Genomic DNA, 25,607 nt, shown 5'->3' on the forward strand with positions numbered 1-25,607 from the left:
TGATGAATAATTAAACGGTTAAGCAAAAGACAATTAAATAAACTAGGGATTCATCAAAAAATCATGGGAATATCAAAAGAGAATAAAGACTTCATTGACAGTTTAATTGATTATTACATTAGCGAATCAGAGTCTTATAGACAAATTGCCGAAAATTTTGTGCCAGAAGTCGAATCAGTACCAGATACAGCATTTGGAATAATTACAGGATGTGTCTATTCTGGATTTTTACAGGCATATCAAAATCAACATTTGACGCCCGGATTGGATGATATGAAGGAATTCAATCAAATAATTAAAGAACGAGCACCCCTAATCAAAAAGGCAATTTTGAATCCAGAAGTATCAATAACCTCAAAGAAAGATGCTCAAGAAACGCCTGATGAGAATTCAACCAATGATTAATCATAACTTTTTGTTTAAAATAAGCAATTTTTCTAATAAAAAAAGAATCATAGTTACAGTTTAATTCTATTTTTGCATATTGATTTCTATGAATGTGGATGGTAGTAAAATTATTTTTGGGTTAGGAGTCTCTGCAGCAGTAGCTACCGCAGTAATTGCTTTGTATTTTGCAATACGGTAAAGATAAATCATCAAAATTATACATCAAAGCATTGTCAGATACAAATGAATTTAGAATAACACAAATTGTCGATAATGGTCAAATGGTACAGCTTACACTAATTGAAAATGTTTCAACAGAGCCTATATCTCAAAAACAAATGATTATTGAAAATGTTTCAAAAAAACTTGATGATGAAACCAAAGAGCAGGTCATGCCATTACTTGAGGCAATATTGCAAGCACAACCTACAGTGAATATAAAATCATATCAACAAACACAGATCACTATCGCAATGCCAAAATCCAGATATGACAACATGGGAAGACCCCAAGTTGGCAATACCATTGAAGTCAATTTGAAAAAAGTCTAAAGATGAGAATCAATCTCTTCAATATTAGATAGGGGTAAAGAACAGGAAAAGTTTTTGCAAATATACACTGATGTTTTGTTAGGAAAAGATTTTCCTGCAAAGAATGAAAATTCAGATAACTTTTCAAGTTGATTTGAATTTTGAATTGTGACCATAAATGAATTAGGCAGATATCTTGTAAGTAGATGTTTGCAAAGATTTGAATTTTCAAGATTTAGAATTGTGATTTCTAGAGGTTTTTCCAGATAAATTGACAATGTGTTTAACAAATAACCAAATCCAAAGGGATTTTCAGCTGCAATTTGAGCCTGAGATTCTAAAATTTTTGTAGTAATATCAAGAAAGTCTTGTTTTTGGGAAAAATGATACAACCTAAGCATTACAGATGCAGAAACTGAATTTCCAGATGGAAGAGATAAGTCATAATTGCTTTTAGGTCTAATTATTAGCTGCTCATGATCATCAGATGTCATAAAGAAATTACTATTTTTGGAATCCCAGAAATGATCAACTAGATGATCACCCAATTTCAAAGCAAGTTTAAGATACTTTGATTCAGGTTCAATTTCAAATACATCAAGTAATGCATTTGCAAAATAAGAGTAATCCTCTAGATAACCATCTATTTTTGCAGTTCCATTTTTGTATGTTCGAAGTAACTTACCGTTTTCAAATAGATTTTCTTCAATAAATGAAATACATTTTTTTGCAGCATCAAGATATTTTGCATTTTCAGTTACACGATACCCTTTTGCAAATGCAGTTATCATCAAAGAATTCCAGGATACAAGTATTTTATCATCTAAACCAGGATGAATTCTTTTTGAGCGAACTTTTAACAATTTTTCAGAACATGAAAGAAGAATTTCTCTTACTTTATCTTCAGTAATTCCAAAATTAAATGCGACTGTTGAAATATTGAGATTATTGCACAAGATATTATTTCCTTCCCAATTTCCACCATCAGTCACATCATAATATAGACAGAAAATATCAGCATCACTTCCAAGAATTTCTTTAATTTCACTTTTCGTCCATACATAGAATTTGCCCTCTACTCCTTCAGAATCTGCATCATACGCAGAATAGAATCCACCTTGAGGGGAAGTCATTTCACGTAAAACAAAGTCCAATGTTTTTTGTAAAACTTCAAGATAGAATGGATCCTTGGTAATCTGATAAGCCTCAGCATAATTTACTGGAATTAAGGCATTATCATAAAGCATTTTTTCAAAATGAGGTACTAGCCATCTTGAATCAGTAGAGTATCTATGAAAACCACCTCCTATCTGATCAAATATTCCACCTTTGGCCATTTTGTTAAGTGTCTTTAGTGCAAATTCATTGAATTTTGAGAGTCCGAATAGTTTTGCATAACGAAGTAAAAATGAAATGTTTGCAGCATTTGGAAATTTAGGAGCAGAACCAAACCCACCAAAAGTAGGGTCACCTAGCTGAAACAAATTCATTGCAGCCTCATCAAGTAGAATCCTGTCTAATGAAGAGGGAACTTTGATAGTTTCAGTTTTATTTAATGCATCAAGAAAATTTTCTGCTGCTTTTTCAATGTCTTTAGGTTTTTCTTTCCAAGCTTGAGATAGTTGTCTGCAAATACTTCCAAACCCAGGTCTACCATACGAATCTAAAACAGGAAAATAAGTTCCAACATAGAAGGGTTTTTGATCTGGAGTAAGAAAAATACTCAATGGCCATCCTCCTTGACCAGTAGCTATCTGACAAACTTTTTGGTAGATATCATCAATGTCTGGCCTTTCTTCTCGGTCTACTTTGATATTAACAAAATTTTCATTCATAAATTTTGCAACTTCTTCATTCTCAAATGATTCATGAGCCATCACATGACACCAATGGCATGAACTATATCCAATACTCAAAAAGATGGGTTTATTTTCATTTTTAGCTTTTTGTAATGCTTCATCATTCCACCCATACCAGTCAACAGGATTGTGGGCATGTTGAAGTAGGTAGGGACTGGTTTCATTGATGAGTTTGTTTTGTGCCACAAGTATTCAGATTCATTAGAATATTTGTACCTAATTAAAAGAAATTATCCCCAAATCCCTCTTCCTTCTTCTAATTCATAGATTCTAACATTAATCTTTGCCAACAGTTTAACTTTGGATTTATGGGCCTTTTTGTCATGACTGTAATCTTTTTTTTCAACTAGTTCTTGTAATCGTCGTAATTGAGCAACTGAGAGTTTTTTAAATTCATGTTTTGATGATGTGACAAGTTGCAATAGTCTTACTCTTTCTTTGTCTTCCTCAGAAATTTTACTCACAATTTACAGCAAATCTGGTCCTTTATTTTTCTAATGGCAAATTATGAAATCATGTTATTTTCAATACGCTTAAGTTAGAAATTATTTGGGAAAAATGTGTGGATATTACTCAGAGAAGGCTACCAATAATTTTGATAATAATTCTTGTGGGGGTTTTAATTTTTCAATATACTACAAATATTGAAAATGCCAGTAAATTGATAGATTCAGAGACATGTGAGTTATACATCAAAGATAAACAAATCAACATAAAGAAATATCTCAATGAATTTGATTCAAAGTGTTTAGAGATAAAAAATCTAAACTCACCTTAATTCGTTTGCGAATCTTAAAATCCTGTAATAAATTTTAGTTAATCATGGAGAAAATGCGTGCAATGGTACTTGAAAAATGTGATAAAATTGAGAATAATCCATTAAAATTAACCAATATTGATAGACATGAAATTAAAAGACCTGATGAAATTTTGATAAAAATTGAGGCATGTGGAGTATGTCATTCACAACTTCATGGAATTGAGGGAGATTGGCAGGATATAGGAATCCCACCAACTCTTCCAACAGTTCCAGGTCATGAGTTAGTTGGCAAAGTCATACAAGTTGGTGACAAAGTTACAAAATTCAAAGTTGGAGATAGAGCTGGAATTACTCCACTTTTAGAGGCATGTAGAATTTGTCAATATTGCAAAGAAGGGAAAGAGTATCTCTGCGAATCATCAATAATTACTGGGGAATCCTACAAAGGAGGATATACAGAATACATTACAGTGGCAGAAGATTTTGCAACAAAAGTTCCATCAGATATGAAACCAGAATATGCGGCTCCATTATTTTGTGCAGGAATTACGGCATACAAGGCAGTAAAAGCCTCAGAGCCACAGTCTCACAAAAAAATAGGAATTTTTGGAATTGGAGGAGTAGGACATATGGCAGTTCAATTTGCCAAAGTAGAAAATTGTGATGTAATTGCATTTTCAAGATCACAGAATCATCTTGATGTTGCAAAAAGATTAGGCGCAATAGACACTATGAAATTTTCTGAAAACCAAGAGGAATTTCTCGCTAATCTTAAAGAGAAACACGGTCTGCTTGATGCTGCAATTGTTTTTGCACCAGCAGATATTGTTACTGATACTGCAATAAAGGCAGTAAAGAAGGGGGGCCTTGTAGTAATTGCAACAATTGGTGAAAAACCGGCATTTATGGCATTTGAAGAAAAAACAATTAGAGGTACTTTGATTGGCTCTACAAAAGACATGGAACAAGTAATCAAAATTTGTGATGAGAAAAATTTAGAGGTAATATCAGAAGTATTTCCACTAGAGAAAGCAAATCAAGTTTTAAAAAAATTAAAAGATTCAGAAATTAAGGCAAGAGCAGTTCTAATTCCATAACTTTTGGGCATAAATAACAGAGTGGTAGTTTTTAATTATGAATTGTAAAAGATGTCATCATACAAATGAAGCCCACATTCCAAATGAAGACAGTAATTCCTTAATCAAGATGGGCAAATGTCAGATTCCAACATGCACTTGTCAACAATACTTGGATCCTATTCAAGAAATTGATGAGGAGCTCTTGTAACAATTCATATAGTAAAATCATCTACAAAGACTCATGGATAAACACAAGCCATCTGATGAAATGATAAAGGATTTAGATAATATTTTATCAAAAATCAATGCGATGGAAATAGTAGCATCAGATGATTTTCAAAAAAATACTGTTAAAATTATGAGAGTATTAGTAGAAGGGCAAATTCATTCAATTAATGAATTTCAGCATTTGAAAAAAGCAATAGACTTGTTAACACTTCAACTATTTGATGTTCAAAATAAAATCAAGAGTCAAGTCTAGTATCACTTATTCCACAATTAGTGCATCGGTATAAAGTAGATTTTTCAAGAATTTTCTCTGATTTCATTTCAGCCCCACAGCAAGCGCAAGTAATCTTTTCAGATTTTGATGACCTAACAATATAATCAGGTTTTGATTCTACTGTATCAGTATTGCATGGGGGTTTGTATCGTTGATTAATTCGAGTAAGAACATTTTGTCGTTGAATATTACTGGATTCAAACATTGGCAATATAGCAAGATAAAGAGATTTTTCTGAACCAGACTGCTTTATCCAGCATTGAAATTGTGAATGCTGAATAAAATATGACTTTTCTTCGGTTTTTTCACATTCTCCTGCATAGATTATGTTAAATCGATCTTTGTCTCGAGATAATATCAAATATACCAATTTCTCCATAGGAGGGCCCCATTCATCAAGTGGGATTGGCCCTAGAAACTCATATTGAAGAATTTGTATGCTCAATGAAGGTAGTTTTTAGTACTGTCTTTTCTTTTTTTCCCAAAAAAACCACTAGTCATACGATTAAGATCGCAAAATAACAACTTGAAAAGATTAAATTCAAGAGCTATGGATTTTTTGTAAATGAAAGAGCCACACAATTATGCAAAGGTAGGATATTCTATGATTGTTGTGGCTGCAAGTTTAGCTGCTGTAGGATTAATAGCACTGGCAATAGGAGGAGATGTTCTTTATTCAGATAATATTCAAAGACACAACACATTGCATTTTAATGAATGTAAAGAAAATAACTTTGAAGATAAAAGTTGTGAGAAATATTTGGATAGGATTAATAACAAAATTTCTGGCGTCTATGTGGATTTAGATAAATAGAAACTAGTAACCATTTGCAAAATCTTCTAGCATGTTTTTATTTTTGGTTAGTCTATTCATTGCAAAGAATGCCCCTCCAACAATTCCTGCTTGATAAAATGTATACAAAAATACACCAGAAGATGTAGGATCTGATTTTGTAAAGCTTAGTGCCAACATAGTAAAAAAGACAAAGGTTCCAACAAATGTCACCAATCGATTTAAGAATCCAGTATTCATCCCAACTATTCTTTTTGTTGCACCTGCCATCAATGTAATACTAGTAATAATTAGAAATGTAGCCCCTCCGTTTGCAGTAACAAATTCATTAAGCCATGGCAATAAACCATCCTCTAAAATAGAAATATCAGGCATAATACTTCCGCCATTAATTGCAAAATTTACAGAGCTGAACATCCCACCAATTACAAAAAAGAACAAGAAAATTTTTGTAATGGAACGCTTAAAGGAGCTTCTAATTTCACCAGGATTAACTGCTCTTTCAGTAATTCTTACCCCATAAAGAAATCCAATCGCCATTGCAGGGACAAACATCAAATTAATTAAAATTGGGGATTCTTTGTTTAAGGCCTCAATTTGAGGATGAAAAATTAGAAAGATCATTATTGCGATTAAGGCTGCTGATGAGAACAGTATCAAGCCTAAATACGAATGACCATGAGATTCATCAGTATAATTCCAATTATACAATATTGTACATCTTAAGATAGTCATTAAAGATCAAATCGAAAAATCATTTGGTCAAATTATCAATTCTGTTTACCCTTTTTAATCAGAGAGGGAGGATTATTTTTGATGAAGGTAGGCAATCTACCAATAATAGTAGGCACAATCATAGGAATAATGGGAATTATTTTTCATCTTCAAGGGTATGGAGTAGTGGGTCCTGAAACATCATTCATGTATCACAATCCAGACTGGATTAGTTATGGAATGCAGATTGCAATTGTTGGAGTAATCATAATTGGTACAGGTATTGGAATTAGTTATTATAAAAAATCTAGTTAATTACTCGTAATGTGATGGTACTTCTAATTTTAGATAATTTTCGTACTTTGGATGTAATTACTTGATTCATTTCTGATGAATTCTCTGTAACAAATTCTGCAACTAGATCATAACTACCATATGTGATTATACAATTTTTAACTTCAGGTATTTCATTTAATTCTTCAAATAGTTCTTGTTCTCCTCCAACTTCACAACTTATCAACATGTATGCTTTTTCCATGATGGGTTATTAGAAAACATCAACTTAAAGACATCTAAGGAATTATTTCTAAACAGATCTCAGAAACCTGCAAGAATTGGATCTTGCGGTTTCATTATTTCTCTTAGCAAGATAGTTGCAAAAGATCCTCTTGAAAGAGAGAATTCCACAATATCATCATGAGAAGAATAATCAGTTACATGAATTGAAGCTTGTCTGAATCCCCCTTCACTACTTACCTCTTGCATCTCTTTAATGTAGAAATCTTTAGGAGTAATTTCTTCTTGGGTCAAGATCTGAGATATCTGATAGTCAAATCTTGTTTTTTTGTAATAGGAGTATCCAACAAAAGGCAATGCCAAATTTTGATCCATTCCTTTGACATATTTTCCAATTATTCCATGATCATCAAAGCAAACATCACCTATTTGTGTCTCAAAAAGATCCTCACCATCAGAAAATGCCAAACTTAGAGACTTGTTGAATATAAAAGATTGATAAGCCTGAATGTAAAATCTTCTCAATGACAGAGGAATTACTCGAATTGCCTTTGAACAATCATCTGAATCAATCATTTCTTTTAGAACAATTCTTTCAGTATCCATCTGTTTTGGAACCTGTTCATAAAACTTTGAATAATTTTCTTTATCCTTGAGTTTTTCTCTTATCTCAGTATTCTCTTTAGAGTCATATGAGGATGTAAAGCTAAGAATCAAATCAACTGCTTTTTGGAAGTTTCTTTGCAATATTGCCTTGCCAATTAGGTGAGTTACAGCTCTTTTAGAGCCAAATCTCTGATATCCATAAAAATTTAGAATTTTTTCATATTCAGTAAAATTAGTCAATCCATCAGAACAATCAGATATTTTTATTTTGAAATGATTTGATATCATATCTTTTTTTGACAATGGTTTGTTGACATAGCCTATTTTTGTAAGAGAATATTTTTCAGTTGAATAATCCTCAACGGAATGTCCTTTATTACCAGAACACACATACTGTTCTGTAATTGCGTACGAATCTTTTAGACCAAGTGACTTTAGACGAATACCTTTTTTTCTAAAAATATCAGATAGGGCATGATTAGTGTCAATCTTTTTTTTCCGTAACTTGTAAACAGCATACCCATCGTTATCTCCAATTTCCTTTTGGGATTTTTCTGAAATTATTTCAAATACTTGAAAATCTTCAGGAGAATCTCTTATCTTTCCACCAATCCCAACAAAATCAGTACTATAAACATCAATACCAATTTGTGAATCTATATCAGGAATCACTCTATTGTCACTGTAATGAATTTACTAATTGCAACATCAGATAATTGAGCTCCAACTAAAATTTTGTAGGTTCCTGGAATTGCATCTTCAGTTGCATATATTGTTGTATGAATTGGTCTTGGGGCATCAGAGTCTAATTGAAATGACTCGGGAGTATTATGATCAGGCATTATTTGCAAGAATTCATGAGTTGAAGACAAAATTAGAGAAACACCAATGTCATTTTGTGATTTTGGCGAGACAATGAAGTTAAAGTGTTTTGAATCACCAGGCAATAAATTAACAGAGTTTGATTCTATTTGAATCTCAAGTGGTAATGGAACACTAGTATCAACTACTCCAATGTTATTTTCAACCCATTCTGTAAACCAAATTTTTTGTCCATTCACTGTAAAGTCAAAAACTTGAGCTAATCCACAATCAGCCAACATCATTCCAGTCCCAGGATCACAATCTGCCCAATTAGGATTCTTGGAAGGAACATGGTATTCAACAAGGGATTGTAATTTTGGATCCATTACGGAAATATTGTTTGCAGTTTGGGCATTGAATATTATTCGTCCTTGTTCATCGGACTCTATCCAGTATGGTCTTGATATTAGAGATTTGACTACACCTGTTTGGTTACCATAAGTACTCAATAGAGGATCTGCTGTAATGTATTGAGTGAATGTCTCAGTATTTGGATCAAAATTAAAGAACGATGATGAGGTTGTATCAGCTAACCAAACTGTTCCATCATCAGACACTACTGCACCATTTGGGGTTAAGAGTTCTGGAGGTAACTGATAAATTTCAATATAATCCATCAAGGGTAAAAATTTGTCAACGGATTTTGCAGCTGTATCCATGTAGGCATTTTGGTTAAATTTGACTAGAACCCCTCCTTGTTGGAATAGCCAATTAGTAAACCAAACATTATTGTCTTTATCAATTGCAAAGTCTGCAGTAACTGAATTATCAACAGGAGATGGAATGCTCAGATAATTTACATTCTCAGATAAGGTAGGATCTAAAAATGTTAGTTTGTTGCCAGTAAAGTCATTAATGATAATTTGAGAGCCATGCACTTTGAGTTTTTGTGGTAGAGAATCACCTTCTGAGGGATATGCCAATCTATCATATTTCTCAGTAAGAGTTGAGAACTTCCAAACTGAATCATATGTCTCATCAGTAAACCATACTGAACCGTCTGGAGAATAATCAATCCCCCACATCATAGAGCGACCACCTTTTGGCCATGTAGGATTATCATATTCAGTAAATGTCAAAGTGTTAGGATCAAACTTTCCTAGTTTTCCAGTATTAGTTTCGGCAAACCAAACATTTCCATCATAATCAGTTACAATTGCAAGTGGGTTAGTACAAGCTGTTGGAATGGCATACTCTTGGACATACGCAGTTGACTTTGGAATTCCAGAGCCACAAAATTGTGCTCGTTGTTCATCAGGGAAATTATCAGCAGGAGTTCCAGTAAGAGTCATCTCCGGATCATCGTCACTAGGAAGTATTCCAGGTAATGTGATCATTACAGTAGATGAGAGTAAAATAAATCCAAAAAATACAGTTACAAAAATTGCTTTTTTCTTCATATTTGAAAAAATATCAAGCCTTGTTATATCTTATTCCAAGAAATAATTACAGTAATTTCAGATCACCTGTAATTTTATCAACTAAATTTTCAGGAGCTGGACCAATGGAGATGCATGTCGTGGTACCTGGAGCAATCTGAGTATGACCTGCATCAGTCACCTCAGACCATGGAAGATTCAGATCAATTGCGTGTCTTTTGACTTCATCTAATTCCTTAATCCCAGAAACCTTTACTACCACTTTTTCTTGACCTGCCCACCATTGCTCATACCATTCTGGATGAGACTTTCTGACATGTTCTGCACCCAATACGCAAGCATGACCTACCTGAGCTGCAATCTTACCCTTTCCCATATCAAGATCAGTTCTTACTACAATTACTTGCTTGATATCACCCATCAAGATTTCTTAAAAATGCTGAAATGAAAGTCTTTTGATTATTTGAAAAAATATAGGATTTTTCTTATCGTCTTTATCTTCATCTTGTCTTTTTTCTCATGACATAAACACAAAACAGCGTTTTGAGAAATTCAGTTTTGAGAAATTAATGAAGTTAATTAACATCTATGGGACAAAAATATTGTGTATTATGATGTAGTAATAGCAGGTGGAAGTATTGCAGGACTAGTTTGTGCAAGAGAGATTGCTGCAAACAAAAACAGTGTTCTAGTAATAGAGGAAGACTATGAAATCGGAACGCCTGAGCACTGCGGTGGACTAGTTAGTATTTCAGGATTAGAAGAATTAGGAGTAATTCCATTTAGAAAAACTTTTGATCATATGATTGAATCAGCAGAAATTACAGCACCAAACGGCAAAAGTTTTACAATAAATTCAGAAAGGCAAAAAGTAGTAGAAATTAGCAGACGTGAGCTTGACAAACAACTAGCACATCAAGCTCAAAAAAATGGAGCAACAATCAAAGTAAGAACATCATTTCAAGAAATTACGGATTCAGGAATTAGAACAAATGGAGAAAATATTGATTGTAAGATTTTTGTTGATGCAAGAGGGGTATCATCATTAATCCATAAAGACAGAACAGGAATTTTATCATCAGCACAATATGAGATTTATGCAGACTGGATAAAAAAGGGCAAAGTTCAAGTAATCTTTGATCAAAAAAAATTTCCAGGATTCTTTGCATGGATTATTCCATCAGGGGAAGGAAAAGGCAAAGTAGGTGTGGCAGGAAAAGCAATCAACGTATCTGAAACTTTAGAAAAGATGTTAGAAGAAAAAGGAAATTATTCCACAATTAGAAAGATTTTTGCACCAATCTGGATAAAGGGACCAATAGAGAATTTTATTGATGAAAAAACAATAATCATAGGAGATGCTGCAGGTCAAGCAAAGCCAACTACGGCAGGAGGGATATATTCAAGTGGCATGGGGGGATTGTTAGCAGGAAGAGCAATTTCAAAATATCTAAAATCAAACAACCCTAAAGACTTGGAATTATACCAAAAGCAATGGATGGGTAAATTTGGAAAAGAGTTTGAAAAACAATTGCTTGCAAGAAAAATTCTAGAAAGACTAGACAATGATACAATAAACAAACTATTTGATTCAATCACACCTGAAATAATTCATGACATTTCACAAAAAGATGATTTTGATTTTCATACAGGATCAATTATTAAATTACTTGGGATCAAAAATTCTATCAAAACAGCTCAAGTCCTAATTGGAGGAGAGTTAAAAAAATTACTTGGTTAAAACGTGCGCAATTTCTAAGGAAGGTATAAATGATGTTTTTGAAAATTTGTGGTATGTCATCTACTATATCATTACCATCTTGTAGTTGTTGCCACAGACATATTATGCCCAATGATAAATGTGTAAAATTCAACTGCCCTAATTGCGGTGAAGATTTAATCTGGAGATGTCAGAGTTGCAGAGAGGCAGCAAGAAATTATACTTGCTCATCATGTAATGTTTTGGGGCCATAGAAAAATGACACAGTTACTATTAGTTACAAAAATTTTACCTGAAGGAACAGAAGTTGATCTTGATAAATTAGCTGAAACAATAAAGTCATCACTAAAAGAAGGCATCTCAATGAAGAGACATGCTAAAGAGCCATTAGCATTTGGATTAGAATTTCTAAAGGCCGAATTTATTTTAGAAGACCAAGAAGGTCAAATGGATTCTCTAGAAGATGCTATTAGATCAGTTGAGGGTGTAAGCGAATTTGAAGTCCTCAATATGAGCCGCATGTCAGTTGACATGAAATAGGTGATCTTTTGGTACGCAAAGAAGAACCTTTGCAGATGCGAATTGGGGAAGCAAAGCAAAGAGATGTTGGCAAAAAAAGAGCAAGGATAGGTCCAGAAGCAATGGATTTTCTCAAAGTAAGTCCTGGCGATGTCATTGAAGTTATGGGATCACGTTCGAGTTGTGCTGTAGTTTGGCCAGTTGATGAAGATGAAAAATTTCCAGACATAATTAGAGTTGATGGGCAAACAAGAAAAAATGTGGGTGCATCACTAAACGATATTGTAAAGATTAGAAAAGTATCAACAAAGTTTGCAAAAGCAGTTTCGTTAACTCCAGTAAATGATTCAGTTACAGTAGATAAAGAGTTCACAGACTTTGTAAAGAATCGATTAAAGGGATTACCAATTACTCATGGAGATGAAATCTCTGTAATGATACTAGGTAACTCTATGGATTTTAAAATAACAAAAACCACACCAAAAGGGGTTGTAAAGATTGACCGCACAACAAATCTGAACATCTCAACTGATAGTGCAGTCGATAGAAAAGTTAGGGTGACATACGAGGAAGTTGGAGGACTAAGACGTGAAGTCAAAGCAATGAGGGAGATTGTAGAGTTGCCACTTAAGCATCCAGAGTTATTTGCAAGATTGGGAGTTGAACCACATAGTGGAATTTTACTTTATGGACCACCAGGATGTGGAAAAACATTGCTAGCTAAAGTTATGGCAAGCGAATCAGAAGCGAACATGTTTCCAATAAACGGTCCAGAGATAATGAACAAGTATTATGGAGAAACAGAGGCCAAACTCAGAGAGATTTTCAAAGAAGCAAAAGATAATTCTCCAAGCATAATCTTCATTGATGAGATTGATGCAATTGCTCCAAAGAGGGAAGAAGCATACGGAGATGTAGAGAAGAGAGTGGTAGCACAACTACTAGCACTAATGGACGGATTAAATGACAGAGGAAATGTGATTGTACTAGGTGCAACAAATAGACCAGACAGTGTAGATCCTGCACTTAGAAGACCAGGAAGATTTGACAGAGAGTTTGAGATTTCAGTTCCAAACGAAGATGGAAGACTAGAGATTCTATTTATTCATACAAGAGGAATGCCAATTAGTGATGATGTAGATCTTAAAGATTTAGCAGCAGAACTTCACGGATATACGGGTGCTGATATCAAATCACTTTGCAGAGAGGCGGCAATGAAATCAATTAGAAGATATCTACCAGAGATAGATTTGGAGACAGAAAAGATTCCATCAGAAGTCTTACAGTCAATGCAGATAAAACTAATCGACTTCTATGATGCAATGCAAGAAGTCGTCCCTACTGCAATGAGGGAGTTTTATGTTGAGAGACCAAAAGTTTGGTGGGATGATGTTGGAGGATTAAATGAGATCAAAAAAGCATTAACAGATAATCTAATTGTTGCAATGAAAGAGCCAACAAAGTTTACAAAGATGGGAATAAGGCCACCAAAAGGTGCATTAATTTACGGACCGCCAGGGTGTGGAAAGACATTGTTAGCAAGAGCAGTAGCTACTGAAACGGGAGCAAATATGATACTAGTTAGAGGACCCGAAATACTCTCAAAGTGGGTTGGAGAATCAGAAAAAGCAGTAAGAGAGATTTTCAGAAAGGCAAAAGCATCATCGCCATGTGTTGTAATCTTTGATGAATTAGACTCACTTGCAAAATACAAATCAGGTGATGGAGGAGTTGGAGAAACAATACTTAGTCAGTTGTTAACCGAGATCGAAGAAGGAATTTCATCACGAGTGGTAGTTATTGGAATCACAAACAGGCCAGATGTTGTAGACAACTCACTGTTAAGAACCGGAAGATTAGATTTGGTATTATATGTTGCACCACCTGACGAGAAAGGAAGACTGGATATTATCAAAATACTAACCAAAAAGATGCCATTATCAAATGATGTAAAATTACAAGAGATTGCAGTTGCTACACAAAATTATACTGGTGCAGATTTGGCAGCTCTTTGCAGAGAAGCTGCAGTTCAAGCAATGAGAAACAACAGTATAAAAATTACTAGTCAAGACTTTGCAAACAGCTTAAAGCAAGTAAAACCATCAATTACATCTGAAGTTGATCAGTGGTATAACACTGTAAGAGAAAGTATATCTAACGTGGTACCAAAGAATGGGGATAAAGCATTTTACGGTTAATCATGACAATCCCTATAAGAAATACAGTATTTGACAAGATAAAAGAAGCAGGTTCATTGACAGACGTTGAACTATACAAGATACTAACCAAAGAGGGGTTTTTAATTCCAGAAGATAAATTCAACAAGATACTCTTAGATTTGGAGATTCTAGGATTAATCAAAGTATCTTGGATTACAAAAGATGAGCGTAGAATTGAAGTTTATGTTGTTGAGAAAGAAGTAGATGATGTAGACGAGCAAAATAAAGAAATGATGGAAAAAGATTATGAAGCAAGTTTCCCAGGCTTTGAAAAATAAATTCTAAATTAACGGAATATGAAAAGCAGCATCTAATGCAACTGCTACAAAAATTATAGTCAAGTAGGGTGCTGTAACCTTGTATGCTTTCCATGCAAACTCAGATGTCGGAGTTTTTGTTAATTTGTAATGATACACTAGCATTAATCCTCCAGAAATAGCAGCAATTACAGTATACACAACTCCCATCCCATCTGGAATAAATGACAACAACAAAGAGTATGGAATTAAAATTATAGTATTTCCTAAAATGTATTTTGATGTTTTTTGCATTCCAATTACAACTGGCAACATTGGAACCTGTGCTTGTGCATACTCATCTTTTATCTTCATTGCAAGACACCAAAAGTGAGATGGAGTCCAAACAAATACCAAAAAGCCAACTAAGAATCCCAACAAGTCCATACTACCAGTAGCTGCAGACCAACCAGCCCAAGCAGCAGCACTTCCAGCAATTCCACCAATTACAATGTTGGATGTATTGAGTCGTTTGAGCCAAACTGTATAAATTACAACATAGGAGAATATTCCAACTGCAATAAAGAATGCAGATACTGCATTTAATGCAAAGTACCCATAGATTACAGATATGCAACTTACAACTAAACCATAGATCATTACTTGAGATGCAGCCATTCTACCAGATGGGATTGGCCTAGTACTAGTCCTCTTCATTTTAGGATCAATGTCTTTATCATAATAATGATTAAGTGCACTAGATCCTGCCGATGCCAATGCTCCTGCAACTATAATATGAAGATACGACCAATATTCAAGTTCAGGAGATCCTGGAACTAGTTTACTTGCAGCGTACATTGATGTTACAGCAGTAATCACTAGGAGAATTACAATTCGAGGTTTGGATATCTCCATTATTTCTTTAAATCCCAATCTCACTCTATCCTATCCCAAAGCCATTTAATTTCTTCGTCTTGAGATCCACAATATTTCAAAAGGAATAAGTATCTCAGGCCTACCAGCTAATTTGAATGAGTAATTGGGACCTCATGATGCCGGGGATGGGATTAACAGCCATAGGCTTAGCTGGTGTCACCATATCATACGCAGGAATTGCACATACCTTCATTGATGGAATGCATGCCCTGACAGGATTAACAATGTTTGTAGGACTGATCTTTTTGGCAGCAGGAATACTAGATGGAGGAATTTCAACCAGTAACAGAGCAAAGGCTACAACTTTGGTTATTTTATCGATTGCTCTAGGTTTTGGAATGTTTGCATTTACCATGAATACATCAAACTACACAGTTACCATTGCAGGAATTTTAATCGCAATAGCATTTCCAGCAATAATTATCGCATATCTTGCAATGAAGCATCCTAGTTTCCTCAAACCTGTAGGATCAATTGTTAGTATTGCAGCAGCTACTGGAATTATTATGTGGGTAGTATTTGGATTTGTCACTCCAGATACATACATGATTCCTCAACAAGTAGGAGTTGAAGAACCATCTGAAGAGATGGAACCAACAGGACCAGTGTTTGCAATTACAATTTTAGAAAATTCTTCTATAGAAGGGAATCCAGATTATGATCCAGACGTATCTGTTGTACCGCAAGGACACGTCATAGAATGGACAAATGCTGATGCAGTTCCACATACAGTTACAAGTTCAGTTGACTTTGGAGAAACTTTCGATTCAAGTTTAATTGATGCAGGAGGGGTCTATGATCTAGACACAACAGATTTGCAAGCAGGAGAGTATGAATATTTCTGCATTGTGCATCCTTGGATGATTGCAACACTAATAATTGAAGCACCAAAAGAACCAATCAAAATATCCATTCCAGAAGGAGCAGCAATTCCATCTGATGACCAAATATACTATGATCCAGAAATTATCGACGTTAAAGTTGGAGATACTATAGTATGGGACAATCTAGATAACACAGTACATTCAGTTACTTCAGGCAATCCAAATTCAGGTCCAAATGGAAACTTTGATTCAGAAATGCTTGGAGCTGGCGAACAATTCAAATTTACATTTACAACTGCAGGAACAGAAGATTACTATTGTATATTCCATCCATGGATGGTTGGAACAATAAACGTAGAATAGATTTGAAAAAAATCACGATAACAGATTCTCAAAAACAAATTCTACTAGAGCATGCTGAAAAAGAAAAACCAAACGAGTCTTGCGCCATATTATTTGGAAGTGAAAATGATGAAAATAGTACAGTTAAAGAAATTTTTCTTACTAAAAACATAGAAGAATCACCAGTAAACTTTACAATTTCAAATGAGCAGTTAATTGAAGGCTATAACTTGGCTGAGCAAAAAAATATGGATGTTGTTGCAATTTTTCATTCCCATCCCAATTCAATTGCGTATCCATCAGAGACAGATAAGAAATTCATGCATGGTAACCCAGTAGTATGGATAATTTATTCAGGAATAACAATGGAATTCAAAGCTTTTGTGTTAGATGAACACATTCAAGAGATTCAAATTCAAGCCTAAAAACGTCATAATTTCTCAGCATCATAAATGGCAGATATTAATTTTAAAATTATTTTTTTCTAAATGTTACAGTTTTTCCATCAGCAATTTTTAGAACAGATTTATCAGGAGAGATTATCTTCCCAATTATATTTACTGGGGATGCAGGGGTGATCTCACCTTTTTTACCAATTGGTGTAGGACCAAAAAATAAACAGATTGCCTTTCCTGTTGGCCAGTAAGCAACATCGTTAAGATTTACAGGAGATTTTGCATTTTCCTCAGGCACATTGATTGGAGATGCGTTTGTGTAGATCTCCTCACCCCACACGTTGAGTCAATGTAAAGGGTAAATTGGATAAAAACTGCTTTACAGTTTGAGGAGAATTTACATCATCTAATTCTAAAATTATGTTTGATGTATTTGAAATGACAACATCAATCATTGTTTTCATGGTTTTTGATGATCTTTGAAATAAATATCCCTTTTTTGATCAGATAATTATGGAAATTCACGTATACGACACATATGTCAAAGCCGCAGATGGTCATACCATGCACTTTGATGTAATAACTGGTGAAAAAGATCACGATAAAGCCTTAGCATATGGCAAAGAGTGGTTACAATCAATCGGTGAAGGAGATGCAGTAATGACAACTAATGAATGCCAATTCTGCCATTCACAAGGTGCACCAGAGCCTGTAGAACAGGCAATTAAGGAAAAAGGCTACTTTATACAAAAAATGGAAGGCTGTCCTTAAACTTTTTTCTTTTTCTATAATGTTTTTTAAACAATCAATGGAGTTGATTTCATGGAAGATAACAAATATTCAAAGTGGACAGTAGAAGGAGACAAAAAGACAAGATGGATTTGTGGTTGTTTTCAAACTGCAGATGACTATTTCAAATTCTGCGACTTTCACAATGAAACTCTAAAGAAAGCAATTCAAGCTCAAGTTGATGAGTTAGACATGACTTTGGTAATTGAAGAGAAAACTTAGATTGCAATAATTGCTACAAATGCAGATACAAAGACTATTGCAATGGTATTTAGTAATTTGATTACAGTGTTAAGAGCAGGACCTGCTGTATCTTTGTAAGGATCACCAATAATATCACCGACAACTGCTACTTTGTGAACCTCAGAACCTTTTTCTCCTTTCATCTCAACTAGCTTCTTTGCATTATCCCATGCACCACCAGTGTTTGCCAAATGATAAGCCAAAAGAATTCCAGTGACAACTGAACCCATTAACAATCCAGCTACGGCAGTAGGACCTAGTAGAACACCTAAGATTATGGGGGCAGTTATTGCTACAATTGCTGGTTTCCATAGTTCTTTAATGGATGCAACTGTTGCAATATCTACACAGTTTGCATAATCTGGCTTTGATTTCCCTGTAAGAATTTCAGGATCCTCTTTGAATTGTCTTCGAACCTCATCTACCATCTTTCCTGCAGCTCTAGAAACACCATTGATTAGCTGGCCTGTAATAATAAATGGGATTAATCCACCAATTAATAGTCCCACAATAATTGCAGGATTTGTCAAACTGTAATCTAAATCTAAAACACCTTCAAAGATATGTGCGGCCTCAAACTGAAATGCCTGAATCATGGCAAGCGCAGCTAGTGCAGCACTTGCAATTGCAAATCCTTTGGTTACTGCTTTTGTTGTATTTCCAACTGCATCAATTTCATCTGTAACTTTACGGTTTTCCTCACCCATTCCAGTCATCTCAACTATTCCACCTGCATTATCTGCAATTGGTCCAAATGCATCAATACTTAGAACAATGCCTGCAAGACTCAACATGGCCATTGCAGTAAGTGATGTTCCAAAGATTCCATACAGTACAGGATCTGCTCCTACAGGTGCAGCAGATGATGATATAGTGTAAGAGATGATAATTGCAACAACTAGTGCAATCATGAATGGTCCAGTTGATTGCATTCCTTTGATAATTCCCATTAAAGTTAGTGATGCATATCCCCATTTTGCAGAATCTGCAATCTCTTTTACAGGGCCATGCTTGTAACTTGTGTAATAGTCTGTAATCTTCTGAATGATTGGAACAAGAATAACACCAATTACAGTTGTACCAAATAATGCATATCCTGCATCAGATTTTTCAATGAATTGAGTAATGAATACAAAGTTTAATGCAATTGCAATTGCAGCTGAAACATAAAATGAACGATTAAGTGGCTTCATCACATCTGTAATATTCTTAGAGCCAACAATTACAACACCAATTATTGATGCAATCATTCCAGAAGAACCAATAAGAATTGGATAAAGGAAATAGTTTGGTGCACCAATTAATGCTGCAATTAGTAATGCTGCAAGAATTGTAACAATATAGGACTCGTAAACATCAGAACCCATTCCAGCGGCGTCACCTACGTTGTCACCTACATTATCTGCAATCGTTGCAGGATTTCTAGGATCATCTTCAGGAATGTTTGCCTCTACTTTTCCAACCAAATCAGCACCCATATCGGCTGCCTTTGTAAATATACCACCGCCAATTCTAATGAATAATGCAATTAGACTTGCTCCAATACCAACACCTGCAATAGTGATTGGGTCAGGATAAATTAGATAAAGACCAGTAATTGCTAATAATGCCATTGCAGGAACTGCAAGGCCAACAGTTGCTCCACCTCTAAAAGCCATTGCAAATGTTTTACCTAATCCACTTCCACTTAGATTAGCTGCTCTTACTGCTGCTTTTACTGTAATTTTTAATGAAATAACTCCTGCAACTGCAGATAGTGTTGCACCAACTGCAAATGCTATTCCGTTTGAGGGTTGAAGAAACGCTCCAATAATTACCGATAATGCAATAGCTACTGGAACAATAATTTTCATCTCTCTTTTTAGAAATGCCGCTGCACCTACTCGGACAGCATTTGAAATATCCATCATCTCTTTTGTTCCAGCAGGTTGCTTTGAAATCCAAGCAACCAATCCTCCTGCAACTAAAAATGATGCAATTCCTGCAATAAATGGCAGAATTTCAGATATTTCCATGTTATACTCAGCTTGCCCCTTTCTGGGAAATATAAATCAAATAGCAGAAATTTTACTTCTTTTTCTATATGGTAAAAATGATTTTCCCCTAAGTCCTTGTCTTACCAATTTATTGAATCTCTTACCATGTGCAAGATATGGAAATCTCATATGGATCAGTTCATGAACTATAGTATTCTCCAAAGTTTTTTCATCTGGAATTTTTCGGACATTGATAAAGACAAGATTATGTTGCAAGTATGATACTCCATAATACTTGTATGCAGATGTTCTTCTTCCCTCAGTCATTTCTTTTGGAGTGTCTAGTACTTCTTTAGTTGATAATAGAATTTGAGGTTCAGGAATTGAGAAACGATTAGAGTAGATACCAACTTTTTCTAAAATGGACAACCTAAGTTCAGGGTCTAGTTTCATAATATCATGTAATGGAATCTGTGTTTATCTTCAAATGTCAATTGTTGTGAGAATTTTGGTTGATTTTGATTCTATAAAATAATGAATTAATAGGGTCAGAGGTTTTAGTAGAGTAATCACAAATCATACAGCCACCGTCTCATCATACCCCAATTATTCCATTAAATCAAGAAGTCTTTGTGCTTTATTTCTAATTTCTGTAGTAATTTTAGTTATAACTAGTCCTTCGTTTGGCTGTCCATACATAACTATTGAATTTTCCGGAGCGTAAATACAGACAGGCAATACCAAGAGGTCTTCTTCACCATTAACAAGTATTCTTACAGGGGGTTTCATGGAAAAAGATTTTTTGATTACATCAATGCTTTGAGATGTGATCTCAGCTGCTGGATTATCAATTTGTAATTCAGTGGCATTTGATAATTTGGTTGGTTCTCTTTTCTTACGTTTTTCTTTCCCATCAATTATCTGAAGGGATGGAATCATACCAAAATCAATCATCTTCTCAGTGGTTCTATCACCTACTGTAATGATAAATGAATTTTCAGGGAGGAATTTTTTTATATTTTCTTTATTTGCTTTAATTTCAGGTAACAATATTCCTAGAGGAGTCTTCAGTTGGTCTCTAATAGAATCAGGAAGTTTCACAGAAATCGCGGCTAGTTAGTACTTGCCTCAGGTGCAGACTCGCCAGAACTTTCAGATTTCATCTCTTCTTGTAGTTTTGATGCAAGAATACTACATTGAGCTGCAATGTTTTTTGCACTAGTTCTAAAAGCTTGTGCACTTGGAGAATCAGGATTTGTAATCATAATTGGTTTTCCCAAATCAGAACCAGACATAATTCCAGAGTTTAGTGGGATTTCACCTAAGAAAGGAATCTTAAATTGTTCACTGATCTTTTTTGCACCACCATCGCCAAAGATGTAATGTTTATCACTACAATTTGGACAGATAAAGTGACTCATATTTTCCACTACTCCAATAATTGGAACATTTAATTTTTCAAACATTCCAATTGCTTTTACTGCAACATTACTTGCAACATCTTGCGGAGTAGTAACTACAAGAATTCCTGTAATTGGAATTGTTTGTGCTAATGTCAATGGAATATCACCAGTACCAGGAGGAAGATCAACTATAAGATAATCTAAATCAGACCAATTAGTATCAACTAGGAATTGTTTTAAAATACCTGAGATTATAGGACCACGATAAATTGCTGCTTGATGGGATTGCTCTGCAAAGAAACCAAAAGACACTACCTGCAATCCATTTGATTTTGCTGGCTGAAGTTTATTGTCTTCTACTTCCATATATCCATCTTTCATTCCAAGCATCAAAGGAATGCTAGGACCATAGATATCAGCATCAAGTAAACCAACTTTGGCTCCAGTTTGAGATAATGCAAGAGCTAAATTCAATGCTACTGTTGATTTTCCTACACCACCTTTACCGCTTGCCACACCAATAATATTTTTCACAGTTGCCATTCCAGTATCAGCATCAAGGGAACGACCTTCCATGACTTTGGCAGTCACATTCATATCAAAATTCTTTAAGTCAGTAAGTTCTCCAATTGCCTTTCTAACATCATCTTCAATCTCAACGTTGAAGGGACATGCAGGAGTTGTTAATTCTAAAGTAAATTTGAGATTTCCATCATTAAGTTCCAAGTCTTTAATCATTCCCATTGAAACGATATCTTTTTTCAAATCAGGATCAATTACTGTACTGAGCTTTTCTAGAACTTGGTCTATTCCTACCATTGCGTAAAAAAGCCATTGAACATTATTTAAACATAAGTTACATAACAAAAGAAATTGTCATTTATTTGAAAAATTGCCAAAATCTTTGGAATTTTCAGCCTAAATTACCCAAAGATTCATAAATTCAAATTCAAGAAAAATATCACAGTTGTTTTCTATATCTACCCTAGTTGATGTTGTTAGGATTCCTCCAAGCTTATTTGGAACTACACTCAAAAAGGCAGCAGTAAACATACTCAAAGAAAAGTACGAGAGCATGATTAATGCTGATTTGGGATATATCATTATGATTTTAGACGCCAAAGTTGATGAAATGGGAAAAATGATTGCAGGAGACGGTGGAACATTTCACAAAGTTGAATTTGAAGCATTAACATTTTATCCAAAATTACAAGAGATTGTACAAGGAGAGATCGTAGACATTACAGACTTTGGAGCATTTGTAAGAATTGGTCCAACTGATGCATTGCTTCACTTATCTCAAGTAATGGACGATTATCTGAAGAGCGATGTAAAGTCTGGAATGATTTTAGCTAATCAAAGCGGAAGAACACTAAAAGTTGGTTCAACACTTCGTGCAAGAATTACAGCTGTATCTCTAGGAAAAGCAGCTGCAATGGGAAAGATTGGAATTACTTGTAGACAACCATTCCTTGGTGCTGATGCATGGATTGAAGAAGAGATAAAGAAAGCAGGTGGAGAAGAACCTGCAAAAGAAGCTAAAGTAGAGGCAAGTTAAGATGGCACGAGAGATGGCTTGCAGAAAATGCAAATTTGTTACAACAGGAAAAGTTTGTCCTGTTTGTAAATCATCGGACTTGACACCTGATTGGAATGGAATTGTACTAGTAGTTGATCCAACAAATTCAGAGATATCAAAAACTTTAGGCATCACTCAAAAAGGAAAGTACGCAATTAAAGTTACATAAAAAAAATTCTAAATCTTTAAAATTATAGATAGATTGTATCAGTGTATTGACATTTAATTCTAAAAGACAATTATCAGAATTTCTATCTGAAGATATAGGAAAAGGCGATATAACAAGTAAATTACTCTCCAAAAAAAAGATCACAGCCAGAATAATATCAAGAGAGAACGCAATAGTTGCAGGAGTAGAATATGCCAAAGAGATTTTCAGATTAAAAGGATGTAATGTCGCCATATCAAAAAAAGACGGTACAAAAGTCAAACCCAATCAGACTATAATGAGCATAGTAGGAGATGCAGGAAGAATTCTAACATGTGAGAGAACAGCATTAAATTTACTTTCCAGAATGAGTGGAATTGCAACTCAAACAAATGAATTGGTAAAACAAATTCCAAACAAAACCAAAGTTTATGCAACAAGAAAGACGGCACCAGGACTTAGATATTTTGACAAGGAGGCAGTAGAAATTGGAGGAGGAAAAAAACACAGACTAAGACTAGATGAGATGATAATGATAAAAGACAACCATATTGCAGTAGAGGGTTCATTGTCAGCACTAATAAAAAAAGCAAAGAAAAAATACAAAAAATTCGAAATTGAAGTTGAAAATATACCAGATGCAATTCTTGCGGCAAGAGAAGGTGCAACTATCATCATGTTAGATAATTTTCCTCCATCAAAAATTAAAAAAACAATCAAAGTTCTAAAAAACAAAAAATTACGTAGTAAAGTGATGCTTGAAGCATCAGGTGGAATTAATTCAAAAAATATTCACAATTATGGAAAAACAGGAGTAGATATAATTTCTGTTGGAAGCATTACAAATTCTGTAAAAGGAATTGATATGAGTTTAGAGATCTAAGACTCTAGTTGAGATAATAGTTCTGCTACTGATTTATTTTTTGGATCAATCTCTTTAATTTTATCACAGCACTGAATTGCAAGTTTATTTTCATTTAATTTTTGATGAGAATAAGCCTTTAACAACAAGACATCAATATCATAAGAACCAATTTCAAGGGCCTTACCAAAGTAAGAGATTGCTGTTCTATACTTCTTTTTGAGATAACATATTCCTCCTACAGTAAACAAAACATCATGATTGTTAGGAACTTTGGCCAAATATTCTGTGCCTGATTTTAGTGCCTCATCATATTTTTTTTCTTTGACCAATTTTTGGAGTTCTTTGATCTTTGCTACATTTTTTTTCTTTTGAGGATCTTTTGGTTCTCGTCTAAACAATCCAACCAAAGCAATTCACGTTGATTAGCTGATTTCAAGCATTCTATCAATTGCTAAACGAGCTTTGTCTGCAATTTCTTTAGGTACTGTGATGACATTTTTTTCATTTACTAATGCATCATATACTTTCTCAAGTGTAATCATCTTCATGTATTGACATTCAGCCTTATCTGATGCTGGAATGAATGTTTTGCCAGGATTTTGTTGTCGCATCTTATATAAAATTCCAGTTTCAGTTGCAACAACAAAATTCTTTGCGGTAGATTGACTGACATGATTTAGCATTCCTTCAGTTGAAAGAATTGAAACTTTTTTATCATCATAACTTCCATCTGCAACATCATACATCATAGGAGTAGTACAACTACATTCAGGATGAATGACAAATTCTGCATCTTTAATTGAATCTATTTTCTTAATCACATCTTCAGCTGTTATTCCTGCATGTACATGACATTCACCAGCCCAAATATGCATATTTTTTCTACCAGTAACTTTGGCAACATAAGATCCCAAAAACATATCAGGTAAGAATAAAATTTCTTTATCTTCTGGAATTGCTTTCACAACATTAATTGCATTAGATGATGTACAACAATAATCAAGTTCTGCTTTAATCTCAGCTGTTGTATTCACATATCCTACTGTAATTGCACCAGGATGCTGTTTCTTCCAATTTCTTAATTCATCTACAGTAATTGAATCAGACAACGAACATCCAGCTTCCAAGTCTGGCAGTAAAACTTTTTTTTCTGGACTAATTATTGCAGCAGTTTCTGCCATAAAGTTAACACCGCAAAACAGAATAGTTTTTTGTGATACTGTAGCTGCTTGTCTTGAAAGCCCTAAAGAGTCTCCTGTAAAATCTGCTACGTCTTGTACATCTGGAATTTGGTAATTATGTGCTAAAATTACCACATCTTTCTCCTTCTTGAGCCGTATTATTTCATCTTTGAGCTCTGATGATTGTTGTACAAGCATGATACATGAAAAAGTGGAATTTGAGGTGATTTAAAGAAAGGGAAG

At 34.4% G+C, this 25,607-nt stretch carries 37 protein-coding genes; 19 read left to right on the forward strand and 18 right to left on the reverse strand.

The features are described 5' to 3' along the window. Positions 1-63 precede the first annotated feature (63 nt). Positions 64-405 (forward strand): hypothetical protein, encoded by a 342-nt coding sequence (locus tag K5790_RS04855; RefSeq protein WP_297592860.1) that lies wholly within the window; start codon positions 64-66, stop codon positions 403-405. Between the two features lie 66 nt (positions 406-471). Here K5790_RS04855 and K5790_RS04860 read toward each other — a convergent pair whose 3' ends face one another. Further along, positions 472-597, reverse strand: coding sequence for a hypothetical protein (locus K5790_RS04860; protein WP_297592861.1), 126 nt, complete (start codon positions 595-597; stop codon positions 472-474). Between the two features lie 20 nt (positions 598-617). On the opposite strand from K5790_RS04860, the gene K5790_RS04865 reads away from it, so the two are divergent. Continuing rightward, a complete protein-coding gene (locus K5790_RS04865) occupies positions 618-938 on the forward strand; it encodes a hypothetical protein (protein ID WP_297592862.1) in 321 nt (106 codons plus the stop codon). Here the strand turns inward: K5790_RS04865 and K5790_RS04870 are convergent. Both K5790_RS04870 and K5790_RS04875 read right to left on the reverse strand, forming a co-directional pair. Continuing rightward, positions 935-2,962 carry a thioredoxin domain-containing protein gene (locus K5790_RS04870; RefSeq protein ID WP_297592864.1) on the reverse strand — a complete coding sequence of 676 codons (2,028 nt, stop codon included), beginning with the start codon at positions 2,960-2,962 and terminating at the stop codon, positions 935-937. The two genes, K5790_RS04865 and K5790_RS04870, sit on opposite strands and share 4 nt — an antisense overlap. 44 nt (positions 2,963-3,006) lie before the next feature. Next, entirely contained in the window at positions 3,007-3,240 is a 234-nt protein-coding gene (locus K5790_RS04875) for a hypothetical protein (RefSeq protein WP_297592866.1), read from the reverse strand. Between the two features lie 358 nt (positions 3,241-3,598). Between K5790_RS04875 and K5790_RS04880 the strand changes: the two genes are divergently transcribed. The 3 genes from K5790_RS04880 to K5790_RS04890 are packed head-to-tail and all read left to right on the forward strand — an operon-like array spanning position 3,599 to position 5,096. Further along, positions 3,599-4,633 (forward strand): alcohol dehydrogenase catalytic domain-containing protein, encoded by a 1,035-nt coding sequence (locus tag K5790_RS04880; protein ID WP_297592868.1) that lies wholly within the window; start codon positions 3,599-3,601, stop codon positions 4,631-4,633. 37 nt (positions 4,634-4,670) lie between these two features. Beyond that, positions 4,671-4,823 (forward strand): hypothetical protein, encoded by a 153-nt coding sequence (locus tag K5790_RS04885; RefSeq protein WP_297592870.1) that lies wholly within the window; start codon positions 4,671-4,673, stop codon positions 4,821-4,823. Between the two features lie 33 nt (positions 4,824-4,856). After that, entirely contained in the window at positions 4,857-5,096 is a 240-nt protein-coding gene (locus K5790_RS04890) for a hypothetical protein (protein WP_297592872.1), read from the forward strand. On the opposite strand, the gene K5790_RS04895 is transcribed toward K5790_RS04890, so the two are convergent. After that, positions 5,080-5,562 (reverse strand): hypothetical protein, encoded by a 483-nt coding sequence (locus tag K5790_RS04895; protein ID WP_297592874.1) that lies wholly within the window; start codon positions 5,560-5,562, stop codon positions 5,080-5,082. The two genes, K5790_RS04890 and K5790_RS04895, sit on opposite strands and share 17 nt — an antisense overlap. A 120-nt stretch (positions 5,563-5,682) precedes the next feature. Here K5790_RS04895 and K5790_RS04900 point away from each other — a divergent pair, with 120 nt between their 5' ends. Beyond that, a complete protein-coding gene (locus K5790_RS04900; protein ID WP_297592876.1) occupies positions 5,683-5,931 on the forward strand; it encodes a hypothetical protein in 249 nt (82 codons plus the stop codon). A 3-nt stretch (positions 5,932-5,934) separates the two neighbouring features. Here K5790_RS04900 and K5790_RS04905 read toward each other — a convergent pair whose 3' ends face one another. Beyond that, positions 5,935-6,621, reverse strand: coding sequence for a hypothetical protein (locus tag K5790_RS04905; protein ID WP_367182859.1), 687 nt, complete (start codon positions 6,619-6,621; stop codon positions 5,935-5,937). Positions 6,622-6,726: 105 nt separating this feature from the next. On the opposite strand from K5790_RS04905, the gene K5790_RS04910 reads away from it, so the two are divergent. Beyond that, positions 6,727-6,939 (forward strand): hypothetical protein, encoded by a 213-nt coding sequence (locus K5790_RS04910; protein WP_297592879.1) that lies wholly within the window; start codon positions 6,727-6,729, stop codon positions 6,937-6,939. Here K5790_RS04910 and K5790_RS04915 read toward each other — a convergent pair. The 4 genes from K5790_RS04915 to pth2 are packed head-to-tail and all read right to left on the reverse strand — an operon-like array spanning position 6,932 to position 10,410. Then, entirely contained in the window at positions 6,932-7,162 is a 231-nt protein-coding gene (locus K5790_RS04915; protein WP_297592880.1) for an Lrp/AsnC ligand binding domain-containing protein, read from the reverse strand. The genes K5790_RS04910 and K5790_RS04915 overlap by 8 nt on opposite strands. A gap of 59 nt (positions 7,163-7,221) precedes the next feature. Further along, positions 7,222-8,418, reverse strand: coding sequence for a tRNA pseudouridine(13) synthase TruD (truD, locus tag K5790_RS04920; RefSeq protein ID WP_297592881.1), 1,197 nt, complete (start codon positions 8,416-8,418; stop codon positions 7,222-7,224). Continuing rightward, complete coding sequence (locus K5790_RS04925) at positions 8,415-10,010, reverse strand: lyase (RefSeq protein WP_297592882.1); 1,596 nt, start codon at positions 10,008-10,010, stop codon at positions 8,415-8,417. Before K5790_RS04925 ends, truD begins: the two co-directional genes overlap by 4 nt. 46 nt (positions 10,011-10,056) lie before the next feature. After that, positions 10,057-10,410, reverse strand: coding sequence for a peptidyl-tRNA hydrolase Pth2 (gene pth2, locus K5790_RS04930; protein WP_297592884.1), 354 nt, complete (start codon positions 10,408-10,410; stop codon positions 10,057-10,059). Between the two features lie 183 nt (positions 10,411-10,593). On the opposite strand from pth2, the gene K5790_RS04935 reads away from it, so the two are divergent. The 5 genes from K5790_RS04935 to K5790_RS04955 are packed head-to-tail and all read left to right on the forward strand — an operon-like array spanning position 10,594 to position 14,725. Beyond that, the gene (locus K5790_RS04935) at positions 10,594-11,730 is read left to right on the forward strand and encodes an NAD(P)/FAD-dependent oxidoreductase (protein ID WP_297592886.1); all 1,137 of its coding nucleotides are present in this window, start codon (positions 10,594-10,596) and stop codon (positions 11,728-11,730) included. 53 nt (positions 11,731-11,783) lie between these two features. Beyond that, positions 11,784-11,963 carry a zinc finger domain-containing protein gene (locus K5790_RS04940; protein ID WP_297592887.1) on the forward strand — a complete coding sequence of 60 codons (180 nt, stop codon included), beginning with the start codon at positions 11,784-11,786 and terminating at the stop codon, positions 11,961-11,963. Positions 11,964-11,967: 4 nt separating this feature from the next. Then, positions 11,968-12,249, forward strand: a complete 282-nt coding sequence (locus K5790_RS04945) for an elongation factor 1-beta (RefSeq protein WP_297592888.1) — start codon at positions 11,968-11,970, stop codon at positions 12,247-12,249. Between the two features lie 8 nt (positions 12,250-12,257). Next, positions 12,258-14,426: a CDC48 family AAA ATPase gene (locus tag K5790_RS04950; RefSeq protein ID WP_297592889.1), complete on the forward strand. Its 2,169-nt coding sequence runs from the start codon at positions 12,258-12,260 to the stop codon at positions 14,424-14,426. A 2-nt stretch (positions 14,427-14,428) separates the two neighbouring features. Continuing rightward, the gene (locus K5790_RS04955) at positions 14,429-14,725 is read left to right on the forward strand and encodes a hypothetical protein (RefSeq protein ID WP_297592890.1); all 297 of its coding nucleotides are present in this window, start codon (positions 14,429-14,431) and stop codon (positions 14,723-14,725) included. 3 nt (positions 14,726-14,728) lie between these two features. On the opposite strand, the gene K5790_RS04960 is transcribed toward K5790_RS04955, so the two are convergent. Next, a complete protein-coding gene (locus K5790_RS04960) occupies positions 14,729-15,616 on the reverse strand; it encodes a heme o synthase (RefSeq protein WP_297592891.1) in 888 nt (295 codons plus the stop codon). A gap of 98 nt (positions 15,617-15,714) precedes the next feature. Here K5790_RS04960 and K5790_RS04965 point away from each other — a divergent pair, with 98 nt between their 5' ends. Continuing rightward, positions 15,715-16,806, forward strand: a complete 1,092-nt coding sequence (locus K5790_RS04965) for a plastocyanin/azurin family copper-binding protein (protein ID WP_297592892.1) — start codon at positions 15,715-15,717, stop codon at positions 16,804-16,806. A gap of 2 nt (positions 16,807-16,808) precedes the next feature. Continuing rightward, positions 16,809-17,210 (forward strand): M67 family metallopeptidase, encoded by a 402-nt coding sequence (locus tag K5790_RS04970; RefSeq protein WP_297592894.1) that lies wholly within the window; start codon positions 16,809-16,811, stop codon positions 17,208-17,210. A gap of 49 nt (positions 17,211-17,259) precedes the next feature. On the opposite strand, the gene K5790_RS04975 is transcribed toward K5790_RS04970, so the two are convergent. Together K5790_RS04975 and K5790_RS04980 are read right to left on the reverse strand one after the other, a co-directional pair. Beyond that, on the reverse strand, positions 17,260-17,520 hold the full coding sequence (locus K5790_RS04975) for a cyclophilin-like family protein (RefSeq protein WP_297592895.1): 261 nt from the start codon (positions 17,518-17,520) through the stop codon (positions 17,260-17,262). Next, positions 17,510-17,644 (reverse strand): hypothetical protein, encoded by a 135-nt coding sequence (locus tag K5790_RS04980; protein WP_297592896.1) that lies wholly within the window; start codon positions 17,642-17,644, stop codon positions 17,510-17,512. The genes K5790_RS04975 and K5790_RS04980 overlap by 11 nt, the downstream gene beginning before the upstream one ends. 49 nt (positions 17,645-17,693) lie before the next feature. Between K5790_RS04980 and K5790_RS04985 the strand changes: the two genes are divergently transcribed. After that, positions 17,694-17,951: a DUF2024 family protein gene (locus K5790_RS04985; protein WP_297592897.1), complete on the forward strand. Its 258-nt coding sequence runs from the start codon at positions 17,694-17,696 to the stop codon at positions 17,949-17,951. Between the two features lie 51 nt (positions 17,952-18,002). Continuing rightward, positions 18,003-18,191 (forward strand): hypothetical protein, encoded by a 189-nt coding sequence (locus tag K5790_RS04990; protein WP_297592898.1) that lies wholly within the window; start codon positions 18,003-18,005, stop codon positions 18,189-18,191. Here K5790_RS04990 and K5790_RS04995 read toward each other — a convergent pair. The 4 genes from K5790_RS04995 to K5790_RS05010 form a co-directional block, all read right to left on the reverse strand. Continuing rightward, positions 18,188-20,227, reverse strand: a complete 2,040-nt coding sequence (locus K5790_RS04995) for a sodium-translocating pyrophosphatase (protein ID WP_297592899.1) — start codon at positions 20,225-20,227, stop codon at positions 18,188-18,190. The two genes, K5790_RS04990 and K5790_RS04995, sit on opposite strands and share 4 nt — an antisense overlap. 36 nt (positions 20,228-20,263) lie before the next feature. Continuing rightward, positions 20,264-20,641, reverse strand: coding sequence for a hypothetical protein (locus K5790_RS05000; RefSeq protein WP_297592900.1), 378 nt, complete (start codon positions 20,639-20,641; stop codon positions 20,264-20,266). A 153-nt stretch (positions 20,642-20,794) separates the two neighbouring features. Continuing rightward, positions 20,795-21,289, reverse strand: coding sequence for a GTP-dependent dephospho-CoA kinase family protein (locus K5790_RS05005; protein ID WP_297592902.1), 495 nt, complete (start codon positions 21,287-21,289; stop codon positions 20,795-20,797). Positions 21,290-21,300: 11 nt separating this feature from the next. Next, positions 21,301-22,410: an Mrp/NBP35 family ATP-binding protein gene (locus tag K5790_RS05010; RefSeq protein WP_297592903.1), complete on the reverse strand. Its 1,110-nt coding sequence runs from the start codon at positions 22,408-22,410 to the stop codon at positions 21,301-21,303. Positions 22,411-22,558: 148 nt separating this feature from the next. Here K5790_RS05010 and K5790_RS05015 point away from each other — a divergent pair, with 148 nt between their 5' ends. From K5790_RS05015 to nadC, 3 genes are read left to right on the forward strand one after another with little or no spacing between them, the layout of a single operon-like run. After that, on the forward strand, positions 22,559-23,149 hold the full coding sequence (locus K5790_RS05015) for a DNA-directed RNA polymerase (protein WP_297592904.1): 591 nt from the start codon (positions 22,559-22,561) through the stop codon (positions 23,147-23,149). A gap of 1 nt (position 23,150) precedes the next feature. Next, positions 23,151-23,339 (forward strand): transcription elongation factor subunit Spt4, encoded by a 189-nt coding sequence (spt4, locus tag K5790_RS05020; RefSeq protein ID WP_297592905.1) that lies wholly within the window; start codon positions 23,151-23,153, stop codon positions 23,337-23,339. 46 nt (positions 23,340-23,385) lie between these two features. Next, positions 23,386-24,201: a carboxylating nicotinate-nucleotide diphosphorylase gene (gene nadC, locus K5790_RS05025; RefSeq protein ID WP_297592906.1), complete on the forward strand. Its 816-nt coding sequence runs from the start codon at positions 23,386-23,388 to the stop codon at positions 24,199-24,201. On the opposite strand, the gene K5790_RS05030 is transcribed toward nadC, so the two are convergent. After that, a complete protein-coding gene (locus K5790_RS05030; RefSeq protein ID WP_297592907.1) occupies positions 24,198-24,590 on the reverse strand; it encodes a tetratricopeptide repeat protein in 393 nt (130 codons plus the stop codon). The two genes, nadC and K5790_RS05030, sit on opposite strands and share 4 nt — an antisense overlap. A 15-nt stretch (positions 24,591-24,605) precedes the next feature. Next, positions 24,606-25,562, reverse strand: coding sequence for a quinolinate synthase NadA (nadA, locus tag K5790_RS05035; protein WP_297592908.1), 957 nt, complete (start codon positions 25,560-25,562; stop codon positions 24,606-24,608). Between the last annotated feature and the right edge of the window lie 45 nt (positions 25,563-25,607).

This window comes from Nitrosopumilus sp., assembly GCF_025698945.1.
Lineage (GTDB): Archaea > Thermoproteota > Nitrososphaeria > Nitrososphaerales > Nitrosopumilaceae > Nitrosopumilus.